Source organism: Yoonia ponticola (assembly GCF_014199395.1).
Lineage (GTDB): Bacteria > Pseudomonadota > Alphaproteobacteria > Rhodobacterales > Rhodobacteraceae > Yoonia > Yoonia ponticola.
Window position 1 is genome coordinate 129155 of record NZ_JACIJM010000003.1, and the last position, 24088, is coordinate 153242.

Here is a 24088-nt window from a genome sequence, read left to right on the forward strand (position 1 = left end):
GAGGGAGAGAGACATGACCATTAAAAAATCTACGTTTGCACGCCGCAGTGTGTTGCAGTTGGGGGCTGCTGCACTTGCGACGCCAGCACTGACACGTGCTGCTTGGGCGCAAGAAAAATTCGTTTGTAAAATCGCGCACTCAGAAGCGATCGGGTCGCCGTTTACCAATGCGTTCGACAAATGGACGACGATGCTGAACGAGCGCAGCGATGGCCGCATCGACGCGCAGCATTTCCCAGCGAGCCAACTTGGAGGTTTGGCGCAACTGTTGGAAATGAGCCGTATCGGTACGATCCAAGTCACCGCAGCCGGTCCCGACAGCGAAGAAGCCATCGCGCCAGAAATCGCCGCAACCGCAGGTGCACCGGGCTTTATCTACAAAAACGAAGCCCACGTTGACGCCGTTCTGCAAGGCGACATCGGCCAAGAGATCAGCCAGATCGCACGCGAGAAAACTGGCGTTGAATTCATCGCTTACGGCGAGGTTGGCTTCCGCCACCTGTTGACCAAAGAACCGGTCACGGATTTGGCAAGCCTGCAAGGTGTGAAGCTACGCGTACCCGAAGTCCGCATCTGGGTGGATTTCTGGAAAACGCTTGGCGCGAACCCGACACCCCTTCCCTATTCCGAGCAATATTCAGCCCTGTCCACGGGCGTGATCGACGGGTTGGACTCGGATTACTTCTCGGTTCTTGGGTTCAAGTGGCACGAGCAGGCGAAATACATTTTGCCGACGTACCACTGGTTCCTGCCAAAAGCGATCCGCATGAACGCGGCTTGGCTCGATAGCCTGCCAGACGACCTGCAAGAGCTGTGCCGCACATCGGCTAAAGAAGCCTTTGAAGAGCAGCGCACAATCAACCGCGCAGGCGCCGATCAAGCCTTGGAAGACCTCAAAGCCGCAGGCTGTATCGTCAGCCCGTTCCCTGCTGAAGAAAAGGCCAAATGGGAAGCAAAATCCGCTGGCCTCTTCGAAGAGTTCGGCGCGACGAGCCCTGAAACCGCTGCGATGATCGCGAAGATCCGCGCGCTCGGCTAAATCAAATCGTGACTGCCCCACGGCACCGCCATGGGGCAGACCACGCTGAGGAGAGAATTTTTGGACCACGTATCCCAGACAGATAATGCGCCTGCGCTGCCTTACCGTTTGCTTGCCAAACTGTTGGAAAACACGGCTGTTGTGCTCATGTTAGGCGCGACTGGCGTTGTCGTTTTGCAGGTGTTTTGCCGCTATGTTTTGAATGCCTCGCTGCCATGGCCCGAAGAAGCCGCGCAGTTCTTTTTCGTCTGGGCCGTGTTCCTTGGCATGGCAGTTCTGACCTTTCGCAACCGCCACATCGCTATTTCGCTATTCGTGCCGCAATTGTCGGCAAAATCACAAGCCATGCACCACGCCTTCGTTAAAGTGGCGACTGCGGTTGGCTGTATCGTTCTGGTGGTCCACGGCATCGACTTTATGAACCGCGCGATGCAGGTCATGCCTGCCCTGCGCGTGCCTTTGCGCTACTTGTTTATGGCCGTGCCCTTTGGCAGTGCGTTGACGCTGCTGTTCCTCACCGCCCCCATTCCGAGTTATCGCTGGTGGAGCGGGCTTGCATCGCTCATAGCTGGCCTCGTGCTGTATTACGCCCTGCGTGAAGGCGGCAGCATGTTGTTTGGGGGTTCCAGCAGCACCACGATTTTGATGATCGTCACGATGCTGTTGATCTTCGCCGAAGTCCCGATTGTTTACGCCTTGGTCATCGGATCGTTTGCGGGTCTCACCCCGATGCCGCCCTTGATGCTGGTCACTGTCACGCAAAACATGTCGGGCGCGTTGAATTCCTTTACCTTGCTGGCAATTCCATTCTTCATTCTGGCCGCTGCCGTGATGAACGTGGGCGGCATCACTGTGCGTATCGTTGACTTGGCCTATCATCTGGTTGGCCATTTCCGTGGCGGTTTGGCGCAGGCCAATATCGTGACAAACGTTATGCTCGCAGGCGTTTCGGGATCATCCACTGCGGACGCATCTGCCACCGCAAAACTGCTTGTGCCGGAAATGGTCAAGCATGGGTACGGTCGGTCGTTTAGCTGCGCATTGACCGCCGCCTCATCAACCTTGGCCAACATGATCCCGCCGGGATTGGGCCTGATTATCTACGCTGCATTGGCCTCTGTGTCGGTTGGTGCATTGTTTGTCGGCACGATTGTTCCGGGCATCATGGTCGCCCTCGCGCTGTCGTTTGTGGCGTGGGTCATTTCGGTGCGCAAAGGCTACGGCGGCACCAAAGATCGCTCTAGCCGCTCCGACAGATGGAAGTCGTTCTGGCTGGCAACCCCTGCACTATGTCTGCCCGTGATGATCGTGGGCGGTGTGCGTTTCGGGATATTTACCGCGACCGAGGCCGGTGCGATGGCGTTTGTCTTTGCCCTGTTCTGTGGCGCGTTCATCTATCGCGGCCTGTCTGCCAAGAACCTATCAGAGGCCTTCCGCGAAGCCGTGGAAGACACCGTGGCCGTCGCCGTCATCATCGCCGCTGCCTCGCCTTTCGCATGGATTTTGACGTTTGAGCAAACACCGCAAAAAATCGCGGAATGGCTTGCAGCACTGACAGGCAACAAAATCTTCTTGCTCTTGCTAATCAATCTCCTGCTGATCTTCGTGGGGCTGTTTATCGAGATGATCGCCGCGATGGTGATCCTAGTGCCGATCCTTGTTCCCGTCGTCGTCGCCGCAGGTGTGGACCCGCTGCAATTCGGGATTATCATCGTCATGAACCTCGTGATCGGCGCATTGACCCCACCGCTTGGCGTGCTGGTGTTCACCACAGCCCGCGTCGGGGGGGCTCCGTCAACCTCGGTGTTCCGCGCTATCTTGCCCTTCATCGGGGCGCAGGTTGTCGTGCTGCTGCTGGTCACTATGATCCCACAAATCACACTTCTGCCGATCCAGTTGTTCGGGCCTTAAGGAACCAATATGACAGATAAACCAATCGCCAACCTCGCCGTCATCGGCCTTGGCATGGCTACCAAACCGCATCTGGATGCACTGGCTGAACTGCGTGGCAAAGTGAACGTATCCGGCGTCTTCAACCGGACCCGCGCCAAAGCAGAGGCCGTCAGCGAGAGTTTCGGTTTTCCGGTCTTCGACAGTATCGATGCAATCGCTGCCGACCCGCACACCGACGGCGTTATCATCGCGACCCCGCCCAACCAAAGGGCAGACATCGTGACCAAAATGGCCGCAGCGGGCAAACATATCTTGATGGAAAAACCCATTGAGCGCACGTTGCAAGCGGCCAAAGACATCGTCACCGAATGCGAATCCCACGACATCACCTTGGGGATCGTGTTCCAACACAGATTGCGCCAAGCATCCCTGCGGTTACGTGCATTGATCGAACAAGGCGCGCTTGGCGATCTGGGGCTCGTCCGCGCCGAGATTCCGTGGTGGCGCGATCAGGCCTATTATGACGTTGCAGGCCGCGGCACCTATGCACGCGACGGCGGCGGCGTTTTGATATCGCAAGCAATCCACGTGATGGACCTGATGCTCAGCCTCACTGGCCCCGCTATATCGGTACAAGCCCTGACCGCCACGACACGTCTGCACGACATGGAATCCGAAGATTTCGCCACGGCGGGCATCGTCTTTGCCAACGGCGCGGTCGGCTCGGTTGTGGCCACCACCGCCACCTACCCCGGCGAGCAAGAGCGACTGGTGCTCGACGGCACCAAAGGCACGGCAATACTCAACGGCGGCCAGCTCACGGTGACATGGCGCGACGGTCGCACGGAATCCGTAGGCGACATGTCAGGCACAGGCGGCGGCGCTGATCCGATGGCCTTTCCGTGCGATTGGCACCGCGATGTCATCGAGGATTTCGCCCGCGCAATCCACGACAAACGCCAATCCAGCATCACAGGCCGCGAAGCATTGCGCGTGCATGCTCTGATCGAGGCGATGACCCGTTCAAGCGCCACCAAAACAACCGTAGAGGTCGAAAACGTCTGATGGAGAATGTTCGCTTTGCCGCTCTCGGGATGGACCACCGCCATATTTACGGCATGTCGCAAGGCATGATCGACGTCGGCGCACAGCTTGCGGGCTGGTGGACTGACGGCGATCCGCAGCCCGTTGCGGGGTTCATAAAGCGGTTCCCCGACGCGCCGCGTGCGGACAATTTGGACGACATCTTGGATGATCCAAGCATCACGCTGGTTCTGATCGCGTGCCGTCCCGATCTTCGCGCAGATTTGGCGATCAAAGCGATGCGCGCGGGCAAAGACGTGATGGTCGATAAACCGGGCTGCATTTCACTGGACGAAGTGCAGCGTTTGCGCGCGGCTGTGCGTGAGACAGGCCGTATCTGGTCGGTCAATTTCTCGGAACGGTTCGAAGTGCCCGCCGTGACCGTCGCCACCGACCTCGTGCGCAGCGGTGCCATCGGCGAAGTCATCCACACCACGGGTCTCGGCCCCCACCGCCTGAATGCACCTAGCCGCCCCGACTGGTTTTTCGACGCTGCGACCTACGGCGGCATCCTCACCGATATCGCTTCGCATCAGATCGAACAATTCCTGCATTTCACAGGCCACGAAGACGCCGAAATCACCATGGCGACCGTCGGAAACCACGCCAACCCCGCGCACCCAAAATTCGAGGACTTCGGCACTTTGGCGCTACGGTCCGGCAACGCACAAGCCTTCATCCGTGTCGATTGGTACACGGCCGACGCGCTACCCAACTGGGGCGACGGGCGCTTGTTCATCACAGGCACCGAAGGCAGCATCGAGCTGCGCAAATACGTGGACGTCGATGGACGGCCTGGCGACAACCATTTGTTTTTAGTCAACAAAGACGCATGCAAGCACATCGATTGCGCGAATGCCGAGCTGCCGTATTTCAAAAATCTGCTGAACGATATGCGTGACCGCACCCATACCGCCTGCCCGCAAGAACGCACCTTCCGCGTATGTGAACTGGCGATTGAAGCACAGGCAATGGCGCTAGATGTAAAGCGTTGACGCCAAAACAGCATTACGACGCCCTTCAAGCCCTAGGAAAACCACCCCTCAGGGTCAAAATAAATTGATTTATATGAACCACCTGTTCCAGCATTTTTGCATGTAACCAAGGCATGTAATGTGATGGAGCGTGATCGTATGAAAATCGGATTTGTAGGGCTTGGCAACGTTGGTGGGAAACTCGCGGGTAGCCTGTTGCGCAATGGCTATGATCTGACTGTGGTTGATCTTAATCCCGACCTCGTGGCGGGCATGGTCGCCAAAGGCGCAAAATCTGCGGAAAACCCTGCCGCATTGATGCGTGATTGCGATGCTGTGATCACCTGCCTGCCGTCTCCAGCCGCCTGCGCTGTTGTTCTCAATGACATGTTGCCCTTCGTCACAGACGGCAAAATCTGGATGGAAATGTCCACGACAGAAGCCTCCGAAGTCAAAAGGCTTGCTGATCTTGTGATCGAAAAAGGTGGTTCTGCGATTGAATGTCCTGTCTCGGGTGGTTGTCACCGCGCGGATACCGGCAATATTTCAATCTTTGCAGGCTCTGACCGCGCCACGTTTGAGCGCATGTTGCCGATGCTCACGACCTTGGGCCGTCGCGTTTTACATACCGGCGAAATCGGCACCGCATCGACCTTGAAGGTCATGACGAACTATCTGGCGACCGCAAATTTACTGACCTGTTGCGAGGCGCTGGTCACGATGAAGGCCGCTGGCATCGACATGAATACGACGTATGAAGCAATGAAAATCAGCTCGGGCACGTCATTTGTGCATGAAACGGAAAGCCAGTTGATCTTGAACGGATCTCGGGATGTGTCGTTCACGATGGATCTGGTCAAAAAGGATATCGGCCTGTTTCAAAAGATCGCAGAAGCCGCCAACATCCCGCTTGAGATCAGCCCGCTGATGGTCGCGATTTTCGACGACGGGATCGCGAAATACGGCGAACGGGAACTTTCGCCCAACATCATTCGCCGACTTGAAGATGCGACTGGATTGGACGTGACCGCCCCCGGCTTTCCTGCCGAATTGATCGACGACGAGCCAGAAGAACAAGGCTATGAGGTCATTCCAACAGGCCTGACAAAACCCGTGCTTGCGGGCTGACCCGATCTCAGCCCGACGCATTTCCCGCACCGTGCCCTATGGCGTCACCGGATATTGCGCCATTTCGAGATGCAACGCGTCGTCGGTATAGGGCATTTGCGCGATTGCGTCGTCGTCCAATTCCAGTCCTAATCCGGGGGCTGTTGGTGGGATGATGTACCCTTGGTCCCATGTGATTTCGCCCTTCACAGCGTTCATGTAGGGGCCTTCAAATGTGCCGATACTTTCGAGGATCAAAAAGTTCGGGCTGCATGTGGCGATCTGAATATTGGCTGCTGCCACGACAGGCCCGCAGTAAAGATGCGGTGCGATTTGCGCGGATCGCGTTTCGGCCATCGACGCGATTTTCTTGGCTTCAAGTAGCCCGCCAACCCGCCCGAGATTGATCTGCAGGATCGAGGCCGCGCTGACCTCTAACATCCGCGCAAATTCGTGCTTGGTGCAAAGCCGCTCGCCTGCCGCGATAGGGATCGAGGTGAAATGTGCAACTTGCGCCATATCAGACGGGTTTTCTGGCGGGATAGGTTCTTCGAACCACAACGGGTCAAATTCTTCGAGGGCACGCGCCAGCCGCTTTGCCCCAGAGACCGTGAATTGGCCGTGTGTGCCGAATAAAAGATCAGCACGGTCCCCGACAGCGGCGCGGATATCTTTGCAGAATGCGACGCTGCGGGTGATATCCTCAAGGCGCGGTTGGCGGCCATCGTAGATCGAAAACGGCCCTGCCGGATCGAATTTCACGGCTGTGAACCCTTGTTCCACCATACCTGCCGCCACCTCTGCGGCGATTGTGGAATCGTTATAGGCGTTGGGGGTATTGGGGTCAGGATAGACGTCGCCGGACGGTGGGTAGACGTAGGAATAGCTGCGCAAGCGGTCATGCACACGCCCGCCGAGCAATTCGTAAACAGGTAGGTCAGCGGCCTTGCCGATGATATCCCAGCACGCCATTTCAAGCCCGCTAAAGACGCCCATCACGCTGACATCGGGCCGCTGGGTGAATCCCGCACCGTAGGATTTGCGGAACAGGGATTCGATGTGATGCGGATCGGCCCCGTCAAAATGACGACCAAACATGTCGCGTGCCATGGCGCAGCAAACTTGGGGGCCAAAGGTCGCGTTGTAGATTTCGCCAACCCCAGTGATCCCGCAGGCCGTGGTCACGCGCACAAAGATGAAATACCGCCCGCCATGGCGCGGTGGTGGGTTGCCGACCACAAAGGTTTCTAATTTCTCCAGGTTCATCGCGCGTCCTCTAATATCAGATCAGCAGCACGCATCGCCAACATCATCGTGGGCGCGTTCGTGTTGCCTGAGGTAATGTTCGGGAAGGCAGACGCATCTGCAACCCGTAACCCAGAAACCCCATGCACACGCAACTTTGCGTCTAACACGGAGTCGTGTTTGCTATGCCCCATCCGACAAGTGCAGCACGGATGATAAACGGTCGAGGCCCTTTGCCGAAAATCGTCGAGCAAGGCCGCATCATCCATGACCCGCAAGTCCGGTGCTTTTGCCGCTGCCGTCACTGCTTGCAAACTGGCAGTTTGGGCAAAGCGTTGCAGCGTCCTGCCAGCCCGCACGGCCGCTACGCGGTCCTCAGCTGTTGATAACGATTGCGGCGTAATACAGGGCGCATCTTGGGGCATGGTCGAGGTGATCTCTATTGATCCTGTGCTGTTCGGGCGACACGGTTGGGCGGAAATTTGATAACCTGCAGTATGGTCCACCACTGCGGCACCGGTTTTGGAAATCGTATAGGACACAGGGTTAAAATAAAGCTGCAGGTCTGGCACGTTGCCACGTGGATCAGACCGGACAAAACCCCCAACTTGATTCACAGGAACGGCAAGCGGGCCAGTGCGGGTCAACAGGTAACGCAAGCCCGCCAGCAAACGCCCAGCCCTGCGGCCAAATATAGTGTTCAATGTCGCCTGATTGGCAAGGAATTGATAGGACACCGCGAGGTGGTCTTGCAGGCCCTGCCCGACCTGCGGCAGGTCTTGCTGCACAGATATGCCGTGACTGCGCAAAAGGTCGGCGGGGCCAAAGCCGGACAGTTGCAGTAACTTTGGCGAGTTGACAGCTCCCGCGCAGAGGATCACTTCCCTTCGCGCTGTTGCCTGTCGCTGTTGACCGCCGCGATGGAACAAAACGCCAGTGACGGTGCCGTCCTCGCATGTCACGCGGTCGACGTCGGCATTGCACATGACATGCAGGTTTGCCCGACGCTGGGCTGGTCGCAGAAAGGCGTCGGCAGACGACCACCGTAACCCGTTGCGCACGGTACTGCGGTAGTAGCTGATCCCGCCTTCAACATCGTTGTTCATATCGGGAATAACGGGATGACCAGCATCACGCGCAGCATCGAGAAAATGCTTTGAGAACGGGGACATCTGGTCTGATAAATCCGACACGACGACGGGGCCATCGCCCCGCATCTGTAGACCTTGCGGGGTGCAATCCGCATGGCTCTCGCATCGGTCATAAACGGCACGCACAGCATCCCAATCCCAACCCTGCGCACCTGCACTGGCCCAATCATTAAAGTCATGCGGCAACCCGCGCACATAGGCCATCGCGTTGATCGAACTGGACCCACCAACGACCCTGCCTCTGGGCCAGGACATCACACGCGCGTTCAACCCCGGATCAGGTGCCGTGTGATATCCCCAATTCAGCAGGGGATTTGTGACGTTGATCGCGTAGCCAAGCGGTACTTTGACCCAGAACCGTGCATCGCTGCCACCACTTTCCAACACAAGAACCGTGTACTTTCCGCTCTCGCTGAGACGGTTGGCAAGAACACAGCCTGCGGACCCTGCCCCGACAATCACGTAATCAAATTCCAAGACTTGCATCACACTGGCCCGTGTTCGTTTGGCTCTCAACTTGGCGCGCCAAGCGGGTGCATTACAAACAACAATAACTGCCCCTAAGGGGTGCAAATAATTACCCATCACCGATTGATAGGTAAAAGAAATGCGGGCATCATTGACGTTGAAAACCAAAGGACGCACACCATTCGACCTCTTCCGCATATGAATTGGCTGCGCACCTTCGAGGCTGCAGCACGTCATAGTTCGTTCGCAGCAGCGGCGGATGAACTTAACCTCACGTCCGCCGCCGTGAGCCAGCAGATCAAATTGCTCGAAGAAACGTTGGAAGTTAAGCTATTCAAACGGCTGCCCAAAGGGGTCGAACTGACTGATATCGGACAAGCCTACGCCCAGCCTGTGCGCACGTCATTCCTTGATCTGCAAACCGCAACAAACGGTTTATTCGCGTCAAAACAGAAAACGACATTACGCATTCGCGCCTCGATTTCGTTTGGCGTGCTGGTTCTTGCACCGCGTCTTAACGAATTTCGCGCGTTGCACCCTGAAATCGAGATTATCCTGTCAACGACAATCTGGTCAGATCGCATGAGCGACACCACGATTGACGTCGATATCCGGTACGGCACCGGCGACTGGGCCGAGCAGGATATTTGGCCGCTGCCCCAAGGCGACGCAACGCTTGTTTGCAACCCAAAGGACGCGGCACTGTTGCAACGTGACCCGTCACGTTTGAAAGACGCGGATATTGTACCGATCATTGGTTCTGAAAATGATTGGCCTGCGATGTTTCAAAAGCTGGGATTGGACGGTCAGCCACCGCACCCTTGGATGCTGGTCGATTCATCGCTGTTGGCACTGGAAACCATCGCGCGCGGCCGCGGCATCGCGATCGTGAACCAGATGTTTTCAATGGCGCATATCGAACGCGGCAATCTGGTCGAACCCTTGAGACAGGCTCTCAAACCCCAGAACAATTTCTATACCGTCGCTCAGCCAAACCCGAAAAAGCGGCAACAAATCACGCTTTTCCATGATTGGCTTAAGACGATCACCGGATAGGTGCCGCGCATATGGCTCGATTACGTGATCCCACCACCATCGCTGGATTGATCAAGCGTTTTCGCTGGCGGTTCCCCACCCAGCCCGTCGCGCAGTTGCTGCGTCAGGTCGGTCAGCAGCGCAGCATTTTCCGCGCCTAACCTATCTTCGATCAAGCGATCAATATCGCGCCACGCGGTGTGGATATCCGACAATAACCCCTGCCCGCGTGCGCTTAATCTCAGGATGTTGCTGCGCGTTTCGTTTGGATCGACCTCGCGCGAAATCAGGCCCGCGTCGATCAAGCGCGTCGTCATCGTGCTCATGCTGGCGGGTTTGATGTTGAACGCCCGCGCCAAATCCGCCTGCGATGCAGTACCCGCCCGCCCCAGTGCATCCAGCATACGCGCCTGACGCGGTGGAATCCCCACGTCAGCAAGACGTTGGCGTAACCGGTCTTCGATCAAGGCCGCCGAATGGAGCAGGAAATGCATGTTGAAATCGCGTGTTGTCATGGCGATAGTTAGTATGCTAACTCAAACCTCAAGTCAATCGACGACAACAGCGATGGCACGCAGTTCAACAATCAAGAGAATGACATGACACACACACAGGGCAATGGCCCGCAGCAAAAAAGCACGTCGATTTTCGCTCATGTTGGCAAGCTGGCGCTAGTCGTCGCGATCTTAGCGGTCGCGGCCAACCTCTTGATCCTGTTCGGTGCAAAGCTCGGTCTGTGGGCCCCGATTAAAGGCTTCGGCTATTATCGCACCTACTTTAACCTGATCGCATTCATCGCTGTCGGCGTGGGCCTTGCGGGCTTGGTACTCCATCTTATTCGAAAAGAGCGCAGCGGCACCGTCTTCTCCGTGATCGCGAGCCTGTTGGGGGCCATAATGCTTGCGCCGCTGGTCTGGGCCACGCTCGACCCGCCCGTGCGTGCGCCCCCAATTCATGACATCACGACTGACACAGAAAACCCGCCGGAATTCCTTGTGCTGGATGACACCCGCGCCGGAGCGTCGAACACGCTCGTGTACAGCGGCGATGAAACCGCAGCCATGCAACAGGCCGCATACCCATTGATTGCCCCAATCATATCGGACCTGACGGCTGCGGACGCATTCACCCGCGCCCTCAGCATTGCTGAAAACATGGGTTGGAATGTCGTCTCATCCACGCCCGACGCCCTGAGGTTCGAAGCAACCGCGCGCACCAAAATCTTTCATTTTGCAGATGACGTTGTGGTCGTTGTCACGCCGCTTTCTGATGGTAGCCGCATTGACATGCGCAGTGTGTCGCGTGTCGGACGCAGTGATCAAGGCGTCAACGCCAAACGTATCCTCGCCTTTGCAGATGCATTCAACCAATAATCACTGGCTCGCAACGCGCCGCTTTTCCTGCTCGCAGTTAGATTAAGAATACGTCACAAGCCACTGACAGATAACAACTATACCAAACGTCGCACCCTCAAGCGTGTCAGACAGGACAGAAACGATGAATGTCGAACAACCCGTTCTTGGCCGTAAAGGCACGCTATTTCTACTGATCGTACTCGGAGCATTTCCGCCCCTGACGATGGACCTGTACCTGCCCGCGCTGCCTCAAATGACCGAGACGTTTTCGACCAGCCACAGCCGGATCAACTTAACGCTTGGCGCTTACATGATCGCCTTTGCCGTTGGGATGCTGTTCTGGGGACCGCTCAGCGAACGGACTGGCCGCAAGCCCGTGTTATTCGCCGCTTTGGCTCTTTATATCGTCGCGAGCCTGTTGTGCGCGGCGTCGTTCGACGTCGAAGCACTGATCGCTGCCCGCATCATCCAAGGCTTTGCCGGTGGCGGCGTCACCGTTATCGGAACTTCGATTGTTAAAGATCTCTTTGACGGACGAGAGCGTGAACGTGTCATGGCAACCGTCATGTCCTTGGTGCTTATCGCGCCGATGGCTGCACCGATCTTGGGGGCGTTCCTACTCAAAGTTGCGTCTTGGCACATGATGTTTGTGTTCTTGGCCATTTTTGGCAGCTGCGTTTTGCTGTTTGTCACGCAGTACCGCGAGACCCTTGCCGAGAAATCAACAGGTCACTTCCTAAGATCATGGAACCGCCTCGGCGTCGTATTGGTGAACCCAAGGTTCGCATATCTGCTCGTTATCTTTTCGCTCGCCCCTATGTCGCTGATGGCGTTCATCGGCATCTCGTCTTACGTCTATGTCGACGGGTTCGGCATGTCAGAGCAGACGTTCAGCTTTATCTTTGCGTTCAACGCAGGTTGCGCGATGATCGGACCAACACTTTACTTACGACTAACGCGCGTATTTTCCGTGCAGAACGTCATTCTGGCCTGCTTCGCGATCATCTTGCTTGGCGGAGTCGCAATGCTGCTCTGGGGTGGCCTGTCGCCGATCATCTTCGCGGCCATCGCTGCATTCATGACAATCGCTGTGATCGTCGTTCGCGTCCCCGGGGCGAATTTGCTGCTCGACCAACAACAACGCGACACCGGATCGGCGGCAGCACTGATCCAGTTCAGCGTCACGCTCATGGGTGCCGCCGGCATCCAGATCGTGACGCTCAACGCGCAGAACCTCGTTCATAACTACGGGGTCTTGTTGGTTTCAGTCGGTACGGGCTGCACGGTGCTGTGGCTGTTGGTCAAAAACAGGCCTTTCGTCGCGGACAAAGTCTCGCAGCCGTTTAAAACGGAAGCTGTGTTAGAACGCGCCTAATTTCCGCACAAAATGAAGTGGTTGCGTTGGGCGCGTTGATGCACCAGTTTGCGGGACTGTCCGCAATTAAGAAAGTCTACGTATCTATGGCTGGTCGAGCATGAAAATTGTGTTGGTAACCCCCGAAATCCCGTTCAATACAGGCGCAATCGGGCGGACCTGTGTTGCGCTGAATTTGGAACTTATCCTGATTAAGCCTTACGGGTTTTCCTTGGATGAAAAATCGGTGCGGCGGGCCGGAACGGATTACTGGCAATACGTAAATCTGACCGAATATGACAGTTGGCAGTGTTTTCTGGACGGCGAGAAACCTGATCCGGACAATCTGTTCTTCTTTGAAGAACACGGCTCACAGACAGTCTACGATCCCGACTATCCATTGGATTCATTTTTAGTATTCGGCTGCGAATCCAAAGGTTTGCCACCGGAAATACTCGACGGGATGGATAACCGGATATTCAGCCTGCCGATGCTTGATACACGTGTGCGATCGCTCAACCTTGCAAATGTGGCGACAGCCGTTGTCTATCAGGCGATGCGCAGCCATTTGGGTGGATGACACGGTATCCAGCACCTTTCCTTGGTACGCTCACTGAGATCAACTCGACCGCTTCGAAATCACCGCTGAAGCGACCTGCATAAATTCATCCGCGTGGGCGGTGTCTGCTTTGGTCGCCAGACTAACCCCGATGAACAGTAGCGTTGCGACAGGTAGCCCGACGATGCCTGCGCTTAAACCGAACAGAGAATTGCCTGTGAGATACATGGTGACGACCACGATCACGCTGCCGACAATGGACGCAAGCGCGCCTGCCCCAGTGCCTCGCCGCCAGAAGAACGCGCCGACTGTTGCTGGGACCGTTAAGACAAGGCCAACCGACGCACCGACGGCCAGTATCGCGATCATACTGAACTCCATCCACGCGAACGCCAGCGCCAGTAACGAGATCACTGGGATAACCAACTTGCTGATCCCAAGCTGGCGCAGATCATTTTGAGTGCCGCCCAGATTGCCAAAGACGTCGCGTGCGAAAATAGACGACAGCGTCAACAGGATGGAATCGATGGTCGACACCGCAGCGGCAAGGATACCGACCATGACAATCACACCCAATACCGGCGGCACCATGTCGGACGACAACAGCGCCGAGGTCGCCAGATCGGGTCGCTCAAGGTCTGGGAACGCCACCACAGCAGCAAAGCCCCACAGCACCGAAACCAACGTGTAAACGAGGCCAAAGCATAAGAATATCAGCAACATCCGCCGCATCGCGCCTAGCGACGAGGGCATGAATAACCGCTGGCTGACTTGCGGATTCGAGATCGAGAAAAAGACCCACGGCAGCGATAACCCTAGAAAAGTGGTAAAGCTAAAAAATCCCGGTCCAGGCACGCTGAGCATCTCGGGTCGCGTCTCTGACAGGCTGGCAAACATGCCGCTAAAACCACCGAGCTTGGACACCACCAACACCGTCACCAAGACAGCCGCGATAATCATCACCACGGCCTGTAGGCTGTCGGTCCACATCACCGACCGGATACCAGCGACATATGAGAATACAATAGCAAGCAGTGTGGCCACGAGAATACCAATTCCAAAGGGTATCTCGCCGCCCGTCATGCCCGACAGCAGATATCCGACACCCGCAAGCTGAACAGCCGAGTAAGGAATAAGAAAAACAAGGCTCACTAGGCCCGCCGCCACCGCAACCCAGCGGTTCGCATAGCGCGCGCCCAGCATCTCATAGGGGGATACAAACCCGTATTTGCGCCCCACCGACCAAAAACGCGGCCCGAAAATAGCAACCAGCGAAACGCCAGCGAAATAGATGATCTCGAACCCCAGTGCGCCGACACCGCCGCGATACGTGAGCCCCGCAAGCCCCACCATCATGAACGCCGAATAGGTCGTGGCAGAGTAGGACAAGGCGGACACAACGCCGCCCATCTTACGGCCACCCAGAAAGTAGTCCGTCATCGATGATGACGTCTCAACACGCGATAGATAGGCGACAAAAAGGGATAGCGCGACGTAGATCACCACGCCCCAAATCACGAGCGACAGCGTCATTGATCGTCATCCTTAAATCCGGCTGTTGCCAGCATGTTCAGCACGATCACGGACACGCCGACAAGGGTCCAGAACAAAAAGCTGCCGTGCCATGTCTCGACCGATTGCAGCAAAAGATAAGGCACCGCGAAACAGGACACGATCAGCACCCCGATGAGCGTGAACGAGATTTTGCGCAGCATAAGGACGGTCCAGTTCTGTCATTCCGTGTGGCGTGCAACATCAGTGGTTAACCCGCATTCCACAAGAGAAATGTGTTTGTCTGCACCTGCGATGGCAGCAATTTTTACGTCGCAATCAATCTTGATGACCCGTCCCGACGTCGCGCTCTGCGCAATTCCGAGGCTGCAGGTCGTCACAAATGCCCCGCCGTTTAGACAAAAAATCGGGGCGCATCACTGCGCCCCGACCCGTTTCATCCCATAGTAGGACTATTTTAGTCCCTTACTGGGACCAAGAAGATACGAGTTCGTCGTAGCCGATTGTTTCCGGCGCTTCGTTCTCGTCAGCAAGTGCTGGCTTCGGTGCGCCCGGCTGTTCAAGCCAGTAAGACGCATCCTGCTCTTCGTTCATGACTGGACCCAGATCACCTTGGATACCCGCACGCTCTAGACGTTCCATCACGCTTTCCATGTCGAGGCACAGCTGGTCCAACGCCTCTTGCGAGGTTTTTGCACCAGACATCGCATCGCCGATGTTCTGCCACCACAATTGCGCCAGCTTAGGATAGTCAGGCACGTTGGTGCCGGTTGGCGACCATTGTGTCCGCGCTGGCGAGCGGTAGAATTCAACCAGTCCGCCCAAGTTTGGCGCACGATCTGTGAAGTGATCGGAATTGATCGTTGAATTGCGGATAAAGGTCAGACCTACATCCGACTTCACAACGTCAACGGTCATCGACGTGACAAACTGGGCATAGAGCCAAGCTGCCTGCGCACGATCCACAGGTGTGGATTCCATCAGCGTCCAAGACCCAACGTCCTGATAACCGACTTTCATGCCCTCTTCCCAATATACGCCATGCGGGCTTGGGGCGAGGCGCCATTTTGGCGTGCCGTCTTCGTTCATCACAGCATCAGACGCCACGAGTGGTGCCACAAATGTCGTATACATAAACATCTGCTGGGCAATGTTACCCTGCGCAGGCACTGGACCTGCCTCAGAGAAGGTCATGCCCATCGCCGAAGGTGGCGAATATTTCTGCAACCAATTGATCGCACTATCAACGGCGTAAACCGCAGCAGGCGAATTTGTGGCCCCGCCGCGCGCCATACACGCACCGACAGGCTGGGAATTTTCGTTCACACGAATACCCCATTCATCAACGGGAAGCCCGTTTGGTTCACCAACGTCGCCCATACCCGCCATGGACATCCACGCATCAGTATAGCGCCAGCCAAGCGATGGGTCTTTTTTGCCGTAATCCATGTTGCCGTAAACTTCGACACCATCAATCTCGCGACCTGTGAAGAATTCAGCGATGTCCTCGTAAGCGGACCAGTTGACCGGAACACCCAGCTCGTAGCCGTAAGCGTCTTGGAAATCGGCCATGATCTGTGGATCTGTGAACCAATCATACCGGAACCAATAGAGGTTCGCGAACTGCTGTGTCGGCAGTTGATACAATTTGCCATCCGGCGACGTCGTGAACTCGGTCCCGATGAAATCATCGAGGTTCAGCGTCGGTGAAGTCACGTCAGCGCCTTCGCCAGTCATCCAGTCTGTCAGGTTGCGCACTTGGCCATAACGGATGTGCGTCCCGATCAGATCACTGTCGTTGACGTAGGCGTCGTAGATGTTTTCGCCGGACTGCATTTGCGTTTGCAGCTTTTCGACCACGTCGCCTTCACCGATCAAGTCATGCGTGACTTGGATACCGGTGATCGCTGTGAACGCTGGTGCCAGAACCTGCGATTCATACTCGTGCGTGGTGATTGTCTCGGAGACCACGTTGATCGACATGCCCTGATACGGTGCGGCCGCATCGACAAACCACTGCATTTCGGCTTCTTGATCTTCGCGCGTCAGTGTGGACACGCCCTTGATTTCGTCATCAAGGAATTGCATCGCGGCGTCCATATCGGCAAATGCCGGACCCGCAAGCAATCCGAGGCTAAGCCCCAGTGCCGTGGATGATTTCATTAAGACGTTCATTAGATTTCCTCCCATGGATTGAACGTTTCGTAGTCCCGCCAAGTATGCGGGGTCGTGCAGGCTTGGCTAAACCCAGCGGAAAACCGCAGCGGCGTAGCCAAGACAAACGAGTAGCGCGTAGGGTTGCGGACCAAAGCCCAGTCCCAACCACGCAAGATTGATAAACGCGGAGCCGAGCAGCGTGATGAACAACCGATCACCGCGCGTCGTCTCGATCCGTAGAACCCCGACACGCGGGGTTTCTGGGAACTTGATCGCCAAGACCGTAAAGGTGATCAGCAACACCGCGATAAAACCGAAAAACGTCGCCGTCGGCCATGTCCATGCCATCCAGTCAAACATCTTGTGTTCCTTTCAAGATAAGCCCGCGCATTAAACCCGTCCCAGGGCAAAGCCCTTGGCGATGTAATTTCGCACGAAGTAGATCACCAACGCACCCGGAACGATTGTCAGCATGCCAGCAGCCGCCAGCACCCCCCAATCGACGCCAGCCGCACCAACAGTCCGTGTCATTGTGGCCGCGATTGGTTTGGCATCAACCGAGGTCAGCGTGCGTGACAAGAGCAGTTCGACCCACGAAAACATGAAGCAGAAGAATGCAGCCACGCCGATACCTGACGCAATCAGAGGCGTGAAAATCTTGATGAAGAACCGCGGGAACGAATAGCCGTCGATATAGGCGGTCTCGTCGATTTCCTTGGGCACACCGCGCATGAACCCCTCTAGGATCCAAACAGCAAGCGGCACGTTGAACAGACAATGCGCTAAGGCCACAGCGATATGCGTGTCGAACAGGCCGATGCTGCTATAAAGCTGAAAGAACGGCAGCGCGAAAACGGCGGGCGGTGCCATACGGTTGGTCAGCAGCCAGAAGAACAGATGCTTGTCACCCATAAAGCTGTAGCGGCTGAACGCGTAGGCCGCCGGCAACGCCACCGCGAGGCTTATGGCCGTGTTCAACACCACGTAAATCAGCGAGTTTACGTAGCCCATATACCAACTCGGATCGGTCAAAATCTTGGTATAATTCGCAAGTGTGAAATCACGCGGCCAGAACGAAAACGTCCCAAGGATTTCCGCGTTTGTCTTCAAGCTCATGTTCAACAGCCAGTAGATCGGCAGCATCAAAAAGATGAGATAAAGCGCCATAACCACCATCGACCCCGAAGGCCTGATGCGGCGCACAACTTTACGCGGGCGCTCAATGGTCATTTTGCGAGGCTCAACGCCACCTACGTCAGAGATTGTCGTGTTGGCCATCTACTTGCCCTCTCTTTTGTCGATCGTCGTCATCACGGTGTAGAACACCCATGAAATCGCCATGATCGTCAGGAAATACATCAAGCTGAACGCGGCAGCAGGTCCAAGGTCAAACTGCCCCAACGCCATTTTCACGAGGTCAATCGACAGGAACGTCGTCGCATTGCCCGGTCCACCGCCCGTGACCACAAAAGGTTCGGTGTAGATCATAAAGCTGTCCATGAACCGCAGCAGAATAGCGATCATCAAAACGCCCGCGATTTTGGGCAATTCAATAAACCGGAACACGGCCCAGCGGCTGGCTTGGTCAATTTTGGCGGCCTGATAATACGCATCAGGGATCGAGCGCAGACCAGCAAACGCCAGCAATGCAACAAGCGACGTCCAATGCCAGACATCCATCACAATAACCGTGATCCAAGCCGCAAGCGTGTTTTGCGTATAGTTGTAGTCAATCCCGATCGCATCCAGCGTATAGCCCAACAGGCCGATATCCACGCGGCCAAAGATCTGCCAGATCGTGCCCACGACGTTCCACGGGATCAACAATGGCAGCGACATCACAACCAGACAAAACGAAGACCAGAACCCTTTTTTGGGCATGTTCAGCGCCACAAAAATACCAAGCGGAATCTGGATCGCCAGAATGATGCCAGAGAACATCAGCTGTCGGCCAAGCGCATTCCACATCCGCTCAGAGTGCAGCATGTCATCGAACCAATCCAGACCAGCCCAGAAAAACTGGTTGTTGCCGAACGTGTCCTGCACCGAATAGTTCACCACCGTCATCAGCGGGATCACAGCCGAAAAGGCGACCAGCACCAGAACTGGTAAAATCAGGAACCATGCTTTTTGATTGACTGTCTTGTTCATGATGCGCCCTCTCCCGATGCTGCGATCCGCCAGTCGTTGACGTAGACGTTGACCCCTTCGGGCGCGAAAGTGATGCAGTTTGTATCGCTCGCGACGGCTTCGCCTTCGGCTGCAATCGCGCTGATCTCGGTGCCTGCCACATCAAGACGCACAATGCGGTGCCGCCCCACGTCCTCGATACGCTTGATCGTGGCGGGGATACCTGCGCCGTTCGACCCAAGGCGGATAAATTCAGGACGCACACCAATCTGCGTCTTGCCCGCCGCGACATAGGCCCCGCCCAAATCCACAGTCGTTCCAGCAATCTTTGCCTGCGTGCCGTCGATTTCGGCATCAAACAAGTTCATCCCCGGCGATCCGATGAAATACCCCACAAATGTATGCGCTGGGCGTTCAAACAACTCTTGTGGCGTCCCGATCTGCACCACGCGCCCGTCGTGCATGACCACCACTTTGTCGGCAAACGTCAACGCTTCGGTCTGGTCGTGGGTCACGTAGATCATCGTGTGCCCGAAATCGCTGTGCAGCTTTTTCAACTGCGTGCGCAATTCCCATTTCATATGCGGGTCGATGACTGTCAGCGGTTCATCAAACAGCAGCGCGTTCACGTCTTCACGCACCATGCCACGGCCCAGCGAAATCTTCTGCTTGGCGTCCGCCGTCAGACCGCGCGCCTTGCGGTCCAGTTGGGATTCCATGTCGATCATCGCCCCGACCTTTTGGACCAAGCGTTTGATTTCAGCCGCATCCATGCCGCGGTTTTTCAACGGAAACGCCAGATTTTCACGCACGGTCATGGTGTCGTAAACCACCGGAAACTGGAAAACCTGCGCAATATTGCGATCTGCTGTAGGCGCTGTCGTGACGTCCTTGTCATCAAACAGCACACGGCCTTGCGACGGGATCAACAGGCCGGAAATGATATTCAGCAACGTCGATTTACCGCAGCCAGACGCGCCCAGCAACGCGTAAGCTTCACCGTCGGTCCAGTCGTGGTTTAACTCTTTGAGCGCAAAATCGTCTTCGGTTTTGGGTGCCGGCAGATACGAATGTGCAAGGTTATCAAGTGTAATTTTGGCCATTACGCGGCCTCCGCATATGGTGCGCCCGCGACAAGCTTGCCGTCCTGCGCAAACAGATAGATGCGCGTAGGATCAAGATAGACGGTCAAATCACGCCCAAGTTCCAGATCACGAACGCCGTGAATAAGTCCGACCCAGCGATCATTTCCATGCTGAAGATGAACAAAGGTTTCTGATCCGGTGATCTCTGTGACATTCAACGATGTCTCAAACTGGATCGCCGATGGTGCGTTTTCCAACGACAAATGACTTGGCCGGAAACCAGCCTGATACGACCCGTCCGGCAGGCCCTGCCCGATACCCTTCGCGCTAAATTCGCCGCCCGCATGGCGCATGACGTCGCCCTGTTTCTCGACCTGCAGGAAATTCATCGGCGGATCGGAAAACACACGTGCTGTCGTCGTGTCGCGGGGCTGGCGGTAAACTTGGGCGGTTGGACCAAACTGCGTCACGCGGCCTTCCCAAAGGGTCGCGCAATTACCACCCAACAGCAATGCCTCTTCGGGTTCAGTTGTCGCATAGACAAAAATACTGCCGGATTTCTCGAAAATACGCGGGATTTCAGCACGAAGTTCCTCGCGCAGTTTGTAGTCGAGATTTGCCAGCGGTTCGTCAAGCAGGACAAGCCCCGCGTTCTTGACCAGCGCACGCGCCAGCGCGCAGCGTTGTTGCTGTCCACCCGACAACTCAAGCGGCTTGCGATCCAACATCGGTGACAACTGCATCAGATCAGCCGCTTCACGCACACGGGCGTCGATTTCGGCCTTGTCCAATCCCATCAGCTTTAGCGGCGACGCGATATTGTCGTAGACCGTCATTGACGGGTAATTAATGAATTGCTGGTAGACCATCGCAATCTTGCGATCCTGAACACGTTGACCAGTCACGTTTTCACCGTTCCAGATGATTTGCCCCTTGGTTGGGTGATCCAGCCCCGCCATCAATCGCATCAATGATGTTTTGCCCGATGACGTCGGCCCCAAAAGCACGTTCATTGTGCCTTTTTCCAGCGTCAGATCGGTCTCGTGAATATGGGTTTGTCCATTCACGACATGGGTAACGCCCTTTAATTGAAGTGCCATGGGTCGTTCTCCTGCTATCGCTATTGCATCAGTGGTGCGCGGTGCATGTCGCACGCAGTGTCGTCATCTCGTCGCGGTGCACAGTTGAAACGTAACCACGGCATGACTTTGTTCAAAACCCTAAACCTAGGCGTGTTATTTTCAAACCGTATTTCTGCACCGTATGACGTGACAGATCGGTTCGGCCCCGAAATATGAGGGATTTCCACGAATGGTGCATTGCGCCTCTGCCCTGCGGCATCGACAGCAAAGCCGCCATCGTAGACGCCATGATTGACGATCAACGCATCTATGATGCCCTCCCTGTGCGACACGACGAATCCTCCCAAATGCGCGTAGTGACACCCTAGGCAAAGAGGCTAAAAAAGAACAAGGATAATGTTCGTTTTATTTCGTTTTCAAAAATTATAATACAAAACTCAGGGTTCAGCTTGGATTTCAGCCCTATTTCGCCGTTTTTTTATCAACGAAAGCCCATTCTCGGCCTCTTTGGAATGAATTGACGAAATTCCGAAAATATAGAATTATGATGATCACCAATGAAGGGCCGACATGTCACAAACGATCCGCCACCCCGAAATACTCGAAATTACCCGCAAAGTTGGTAAGGTCACAGTCGAAGGGTTGGCCGCGCATTTTGACGTCACGCTACAGACCATCAGGCGCGATCTCAAGGATTTGGCAGAGGCGGGCCGCTTGGAACGGGTTCACGGCGGTGCGGTGCTGCCATCAGCCACCACGAACATCGGCTACGAAGACCGCAGGCGATTGAATGCAAACGCGAAAACGGCAATGGCCCGCGCTTGTGCCGCGCAAATCCCCGAGAATTGCACGATTTTCCTGAACATCGGCACCAGTACCGAAGCCGTTGCACATGAATTGTGCCATCACCGCGACCTTCTGGTTGTCACCAACAACATGAATGTCGCCAATATTCTGTCGCAGAACCGCGATTGCGACGTGATCGTAACGGGTGGCACATTACGCAAGTCCGACGGTGGGTTGATCGGCGACGTCACAACAAACATGATCCGCCAGTTCAAATTCGATATCGGCGTCATCGGGTGTTCGGCGCTTGATCTGGACGGCGATATTCTGGACTTTGACCTTCAGGAAGTTGGGGTCAGCCGGACAATTCTCGAACAATCTCGCAAGACGATCCTGATTGCGGACCACTCCAAATTCAAACGGGCGGCGCCTGCACGGATCGCATCGCTGGCCAAAATCGATACATTTGTGACTGACCGTCCAGTGAACGACATTTTGGATAAACGGTGCGCACAGTGGGAAACCGAAATTCTGGTTGCTGGCGCATAAGCCGGACCCCGCGCGTTCATTGGTGTAACGATTGACTAATACTGGGTGGATGCCTAGCGTTATCACCATGATGGTTCATACAGATCAGTTCCGGTTTCCACTGCTCAACCGCCCGCGTCCCCGGGTGGTCTAGGGCTAGACGCGCCTGCCTGACCTTCTGGGGTTTCCTTACAATTTAAAACTTGGGTCACGCGATATCCGCGAGGGGCCAAACTTACGTTCAACACCCTGCCCTTGGCGGTGTTCCGCAATCCAATCATTCAACATAAAGAGTTCATGCCATGTCGACACCTTCTGAGACCAGCAAAAAACTAACCAAGCTGAACCCCAAAGTTGTGATCAGCAGCGCTGACCTGACCCACCTCGAAGACTTGGCGGACAGCATGATGCGGCGCCAGCCAGCCCTTGCGGATCGCCTGCTCACGGAAATCAGCCGCGCCCGTATCGTAGACGCCACCAAAGTGCGCGGCGACGTGGTCACGATGGGCAGCACCGTCACCTACCGCGACGAAACAACCGCGCAGGAAAAAACCGTCACGCTGGTCTACCCCGAAGATGCGGATATCGCGCAACTGCGCGTCTCGGTTATGACACCCATCGGGGTCGCCTTGCTGGGGCTATCCGAAGGTGCCAGTTTTGACTGGGACACGCTGAACGACCAACGCCGGATTCTAACGATCCTGAAAGTCGCACAGCCCGCGATAAACACCTAATGACAGCGCACATGCCACGTGCACTCAAACGGCGCATGACCTACAAGGCAGACTTTAACATGGCAAAAATCAGAATATGAAACAGGTTGCTCGGGAACTGCGCATTGATTTCGCAGGCGGCGCGGTTGCGCATCGGTTGCGTTTTGGTGGCGGGCGCGGACAACCGCTGGCCAAAGCGATGGGATTGCGCGACGGCAAGACGCCAACGATCGTTGATGCGACGGCGGGCCTTGGTCGCGATTCATTTCTGCTGGCGTCGCTCGGTGCGCAAGTCACGCTGATCGAGCGGTCAGAGAAAATGCATGCATTGTTGGCTGATGCCATGGACCGCGCTGCAAAAGAAGGCGGCGAGCTTGGTGAAATTATCGGACGCATGACACTGCTGCTGGGCGACGCAAAGGACCTGTTGCCCCAACTCACCACAGATGCGGTCCTCATCGACCCAATGCATCCCGTGCGCAAAAGTTCGGCCCTCGTAAAGCTAGAATTACGCCAAGTCCGCGACATTGTCGGTACGGACGACGACGCGCCAGAACTGATGCGCCTAGCACTAAAAACGGCAGGGTCCAGAGTCGTGCTGAAATGGCCTGCAAAGGCCGATCCCATCGCGGATATCGAAAAATGCTCTTACCAGATATTCGGAAAAACCACGCGCTATGATGTTTGGACCGTGGGACAGAATAAACAATAGCGACGCCGATAAAACCTTATTCAAGCAGCGCCAATTTACCCCGCAGACAATCTCTCGTCATCAATGATGAAGTCTCACGCCACGACCTCATGGTCTGGATCACTGCAAGTCTCTGCCGCG

General features: G+C 55.8%; 23 protein-coding genes. 12 read left to right on the forward strand and 11 right to left on the reverse strand.

The annotated features are described in order from the left end of the window. The first annotated feature begins 13 nt into the window (after nt 1-13). From FHS72_RS05680 to FHS72_RS05700, 5 genes are all read left to right on the forward strand, one after another. Entirely contained in the window at nt 14-1039 is a 1026-nt protein-coding gene (locus FHS72_RS05680) for a TRAP transporter substrate-binding protein (protein ID WP_183526930.1), read from the forward strand. A 60-nt stretch (nt 1040-1099) separates the two neighbouring features. Next, nucleotides 1100-2950 (forward strand): TRAP transporter large permease, encoded by a 1851-nt coding sequence (locus tag FHS72_RS05685; protein WP_221235355.1) that lies wholly within the window; start codon nt 1100-1102, stop codon nt 2948-2950. A gap of 9 nt (nt 2951-2959) precedes the next feature. After that, nucleotides 2960-3997 carry a Gfo/Idh/MocA family protein gene (locus FHS72_RS05690; protein ID WP_183526936.1) on the forward strand — a complete coding sequence of 346 codons (1038 nt, stop codon included), beginning with the start codon at nt 2960-2962 and terminating at the stop codon, nt 3995-3997. Further along, entirely contained in the window at nt 3997-5010 is a 1014-nt protein-coding gene (locus tag FHS72_RS05695) for a Gfo/Idh/MocA family protein (protein WP_221235356.1), read from the forward strand. The genes FHS72_RS05690 and FHS72_RS05695 overlap by 1 nt, the downstream gene beginning before the upstream one ends. Nucleotides 5011-5148: 138 nt before the next feature. Beyond that, on the forward strand, nt 5149-6117 hold the full coding sequence (locus FHS72_RS05700; RefSeq protein ID WP_183526939.1) for an NAD(P)-dependent oxidoreductase: 969 nt from the start codon (nt 5149-5151) through the stop codon (nt 6115-6117). Between the two features lie 36 nt (nt 6118-6153). On the opposite strand, the gene FHS72_RS05705 is transcribed toward FHS72_RS05700, so the two are convergent. Beyond that, on the reverse strand, nt 6154-7362 hold the full coding sequence (locus tag FHS72_RS05705) for a mandelate racemase/muconate lactonizing enzyme family protein (RefSeq protein WP_183526941.1): 1209 nt from the start codon (nt 7360-7362) through the stop codon (nt 6154-6156). Then, entirely contained in the window at nt 7359-8978 is a 1620-nt protein-coding gene (locus FHS72_RS05710; RefSeq protein ID WP_183526944.1) for a GMC family oxidoreductase, read from the reverse strand. The genes FHS72_RS05705 and FHS72_RS05710 overlap by 4 nt, the downstream gene beginning before the upstream one ends. Nucleotides 8979-9158: 180 nt before the next feature. On the opposite strand from FHS72_RS05710, the gene FHS72_RS05715 reads away from it, so the two are divergent. Further along, nucleotides 9159-10016, forward strand: coding sequence for a LysR family transcriptional regulator (locus tag FHS72_RS05715; protein WP_183526947.1), 858 nt, complete (start codon nt 9159-9161; stop codon nt 10014-10016). Between the two features lie 20 nt (nt 10017-10036). On the opposite strand, the gene FHS72_RS05720 is transcribed toward FHS72_RS05715, so the two are convergent. After that, nucleotides 10037-10510, reverse strand: a complete 474-nt coding sequence (locus FHS72_RS05720; RefSeq protein ID WP_183526950.1) for a MarR family winged helix-turn-helix transcriptional regulator — start codon at nt 10508-10510, stop codon at nt 10037-10039. A gap of 84 nt (nt 10511-10594) precedes the next feature. Between FHS72_RS05720 and FHS72_RS05725 the strand changes: the two genes are divergently transcribed. The 3 genes from FHS72_RS05725 (at nt 10595) to FHS72_RS05735 (ending at nt 13284) form a co-directional block, all read left to right on the forward strand. Then, nucleotides 10595-11368, forward strand: a complete 774-nt coding sequence (locus FHS72_RS05725) for a DUF1499 domain-containing protein (protein ID WP_183526953.1) — start codon at nt 10595-10597, stop codon at nt 11366-11368. 124 nt (nt 11369-11492) lie between these two features. Next, nucleotides 11493-12725 carry a multidrug effflux MFS transporter gene (locus FHS72_RS05730; protein ID WP_183526956.1) on the forward strand — a complete coding sequence of 411 codons (1233 nt, stop codon included), beginning with the start codon at nt 11493-11495 and terminating at the stop codon, nt 12723-12725. A 100-nt stretch (nt 12726-12825) separates the two neighbouring features. After that, nucleotides 12826-13284: a tRNA (cytidine(34)-2'-O)-methyltransferase gene (locus tag FHS72_RS05735; RefSeq protein ID WP_183526959.1), complete on the forward strand. Its 459-nt coding sequence runs from the start codon at nt 12826-12828 to the stop codon at nt 13282-13284. A gap of 39 nt (nt 13285-13323) precedes the next feature. On the opposite strand, the gene FHS72_RS05740 is transcribed toward FHS72_RS05735, so the two are convergent. From FHS72_RS05740 to FHS72_RS05775, 8 genes are all read right to left on the reverse strand, one after another. Further along, nucleotides 13324-14796, reverse strand: coding sequence for a sodium:solute symporter family protein (locus FHS72_RS05740; RefSeq protein ID WP_183526962.1), 1473 nt, complete (start codon nt 14794-14796; stop codon nt 13324-13326). Further along, nucleotides 14793-14978, reverse strand: coding sequence for a hypothetical protein (locus FHS72_RS05745; RefSeq protein ID WP_183526965.1), 186 nt, complete (start codon nt 14976-14978; stop codon nt 14793-14795). The genes FHS72_RS05740 and FHS72_RS05745 overlap by 4 nt, the downstream gene beginning before the upstream one ends. A 262-nt stretch (nt 14979-15240) precedes the next feature. After that, nucleotides 15241-16950, reverse strand: coding sequence for an ABC transporter substrate-binding protein (locus FHS72_RS05750; protein ID WP_183526967.1), 1710 nt, complete (start codon nt 16948-16950; stop codon nt 15241-15243). 66 nt (nt 16951-17016) lie between these two features. Then, complete coding sequence (locus tag FHS72_RS05755) at nt 17017-17292, reverse strand: DUF2160 domain-containing protein (RefSeq protein ID WP_183526970.1); 276 nt, start codon at nt 17290-17292, stop codon at nt 17017-17019. A gap of 30 nt (nt 17293-17322) precedes the next feature. Further along, nucleotides 17323-18162, reverse strand: coding sequence for a carbohydrate ABC transporter permease (locus FHS72_RS05760; RefSeq protein ID WP_221235364.1), 840 nt, complete (start codon nt 18160-18162; stop codon nt 17323-17325). A 48-nt stretch (nt 18163-18210) separates the two neighbouring features. Next, a complete protein-coding gene (locus tag FHS72_RS05765; protein ID WP_183526976.1) occupies nt 18211-19083 on the reverse strand; it encodes a carbohydrate ABC transporter permease in 873 nt (290 codons plus the stop codon). Next, a complete protein-coding gene (locus tag FHS72_RS05770) occupies nt 19080-20165 on the reverse strand; it encodes an ABC transporter ATP-binding protein (RefSeq protein WP_183526979.1) in 1086 nt (361 codons plus the stop codon). Before FHS72_RS05770 ends, FHS72_RS05765 begins: the two co-directional genes overlap by 4 nt. After that, on the reverse strand, nt 20165-21247 hold the full coding sequence (locus FHS72_RS05775; RefSeq protein WP_183526982.1) for an ABC transporter ATP-binding protein: 1083 nt from the start codon (nt 21245-21247) through the stop codon (nt 20165-20167). The genes FHS72_RS05770 and FHS72_RS05775 overlap by 1 nt, the downstream gene beginning before the upstream one ends. A gap of 552 nt (nt 21248-21799) precedes the next feature. Here FHS72_RS05775 and FHS72_RS05780 point away from each other — a divergent pair. The 3 genes from FHS72_RS05780 to FHS72_RS05790 all read left to right on the forward strand — a co-directional run bounded on the left by FHS72_RS05780 (nt 21800) and on the right by FHS72_RS05790 (nt 23968). Further along, nucleotides 21800-22564: a DeoR/GlpR family DNA-binding transcription regulator gene (locus tag FHS72_RS05780; RefSeq protein ID WP_183526985.1), complete on the forward strand. Its 765-nt coding sequence runs from the start codon at nt 21800-21802 to the stop codon at nt 22562-22564. 281 nt (nt 22565-22845) lie between these two features. Continuing rightward, nucleotides 22846-23277: a nucleoside diphosphate kinase regulator gene (rnk, locus tag FHS72_RS05785; RefSeq protein WP_183526988.1), complete on the forward strand. Its 432-nt coding sequence runs from the start codon at nt 22846-22848 to the stop codon at nt 23275-23277. 76 nt (nt 23278-23353) lie between these two features. Further along, a complete protein-coding gene (locus tag FHS72_RS05790; protein WP_183526991.1) occupies nt 23354-23968 on the forward strand; it encodes a class I SAM-dependent methyltransferase in 615 nt (204 codons plus the stop codon). Nucleotides 23969-24088 lie beyond the last annotated feature (120 nt).

Excerpts from the sequence above, each read along its gene's own strand:
- rnk (WP_183526988.1), top strand. The coding sequence starts at position 22,846 with ATGTCGACACCTTCTGAGACCAGCAAAAAACTAACCAAGCTGAACCCC.
- FHS72_RS05770 (WP_183526979.1), bottom strand. The coding sequence starts at position 20,165 with ATGGCCAAAATTACACTTGATAACCTTGCACATTCGTATCTGCCGGCA.
- FHS72_RS05760 (WP_221235364.1), bottom strand. The coding sequence starts at position 18,162 with ATGACCATTGAGCGCCCGCGTAAAGTTGTGCGCCGCATCAGGCCTTCG.
- FHS72_RS05715 (WP_183526947.1), top strand. The coding sequence starts at position 9,159 with ATGAATTGGCTGCGCACCTTCGAGGCTGCAGCACGTCATAGTTCGTTC.
- FHS72_RS05735 (WP_183526959.1), top strand. The coding sequence starts at position 12,826 with ATGAAAATTGTGTTGGTAACCCCCGAAATCCCGTTCAATACAGGCGCA.
- FHS72_RS05765 (WP_183526976.1), bottom strand. The coding sequence starts at position 19,083 with ATGAACAAGACAGTCAATCAAAAAGCATGGTTCCTGATTTTACCAGTT.
- FHS72_RS05725 (WP_183526953.1), top strand. The coding sequence starts at position 10,595 with ATGACACACACACAGGGCAATGGCCCGCAGCAAAAAAGCACGTCGATT.
- FHS72_RS05745 (WP_183526965.1), bottom strand. The coding sequence starts at position 14,978 with ATGCTGCGCAAAATCTCGTTCACGCTCATCGGGGTGCTGATCGTGTCC.
- FHS72_RS05690 (WP_183526936.1), top strand. The coding sequence starts at position 2,960 with ATGACAGATAAACCAATCGCCAACCTCGCCGTCATCGGCCTTGGCATG.
- FHS72_RS05720 (WP_183526950.1), bottom strand. The coding sequence starts at position 10,510 with ATGACAACACGCGATTTCAACATGCATTTCCTGCTCCATTCGGCGGCC.
- FHS72_RS05790 (WP_183526991.1), top strand. The coding sequence starts at position 23,354 with ATGAAACAGGTTGCTCGGGAACTGCGCATTGATTTCGCAGGCGGCGCG.
- FHS72_RS05755 (WP_183526970.1), bottom strand. The coding sequence starts at position 17,292 with ATGTTTGACTGGATGGCATGGACATGGCCGACGGCGACGTTTTTCGGT.
- FHS72_RS05775 (WP_183526982.1), bottom strand. The coding sequence starts at position 21,247 with ATGGCACTTCAATTAAAGGGCGTTACCCATGTCGTGAATGGACAAACC.
- FHS72_RS05740 (WP_183526962.1), bottom strand. The coding sequence starts at position 14,796 with ATGACGCTGTCGCTCGTGATTTGGGGCGTGGTGATCTACGTCGCGCTA.
- FHS72_RS05750 (WP_183526967.1), bottom strand. The coding sequence starts at position 16,950 with ATGAACGTCTTAATGAAATCATCCACGGCACTGGGGCTTAGCCTCGGA.
- FHS72_RS05780 (WP_183526985.1), top strand. The coding sequence starts at position 21,800 with ATGTCACAAACGATCCGCCACCCCGAAATACTCGAAATTACCCGCAAA.
- FHS72_RS05700 (WP_183526939.1), top strand. The coding sequence starts at position 5,149 with ATGAAAATCGGATTTGTAGGGCTTGGCAACGTTGGTGGGAAACTCGCG.
- FHS72_RS05710 (WP_183526944.1), bottom strand. The coding sequence starts at position 8,978 with ATGCAAGTCTTGGAATTTGATTACGTGATTGTCGGGGCAGGGTCCGCA.
- FHS72_RS05695 (WP_221235356.1), top strand. The coding sequence starts at position 3,997 with ATGGAGAATGTTCGCTTTGCCGCTCTCGGGATGGACCACCGCCATATT.
- FHS72_RS05705 (WP_183526941.1), bottom strand. The coding sequence starts at position 7,362 with ATGAACCTGGAGAAATTAGAAACCTTTGTGGTCGGCAACCCACCACCG.
- FHS72_RS05680 (WP_183526930.1), top strand. The coding sequence starts at position 14 with ATGACCATTAAAAAATCTACGTTTGCACGCCGCAGTGTGTTGCAGTTG.
- FHS72_RS05730 (WP_183526956.1), top strand. The coding sequence starts at position 11,493 with ATGAATGTCGAACAACCCGTTCTTGGCCGTAAAGGCACGCTATTTCTA.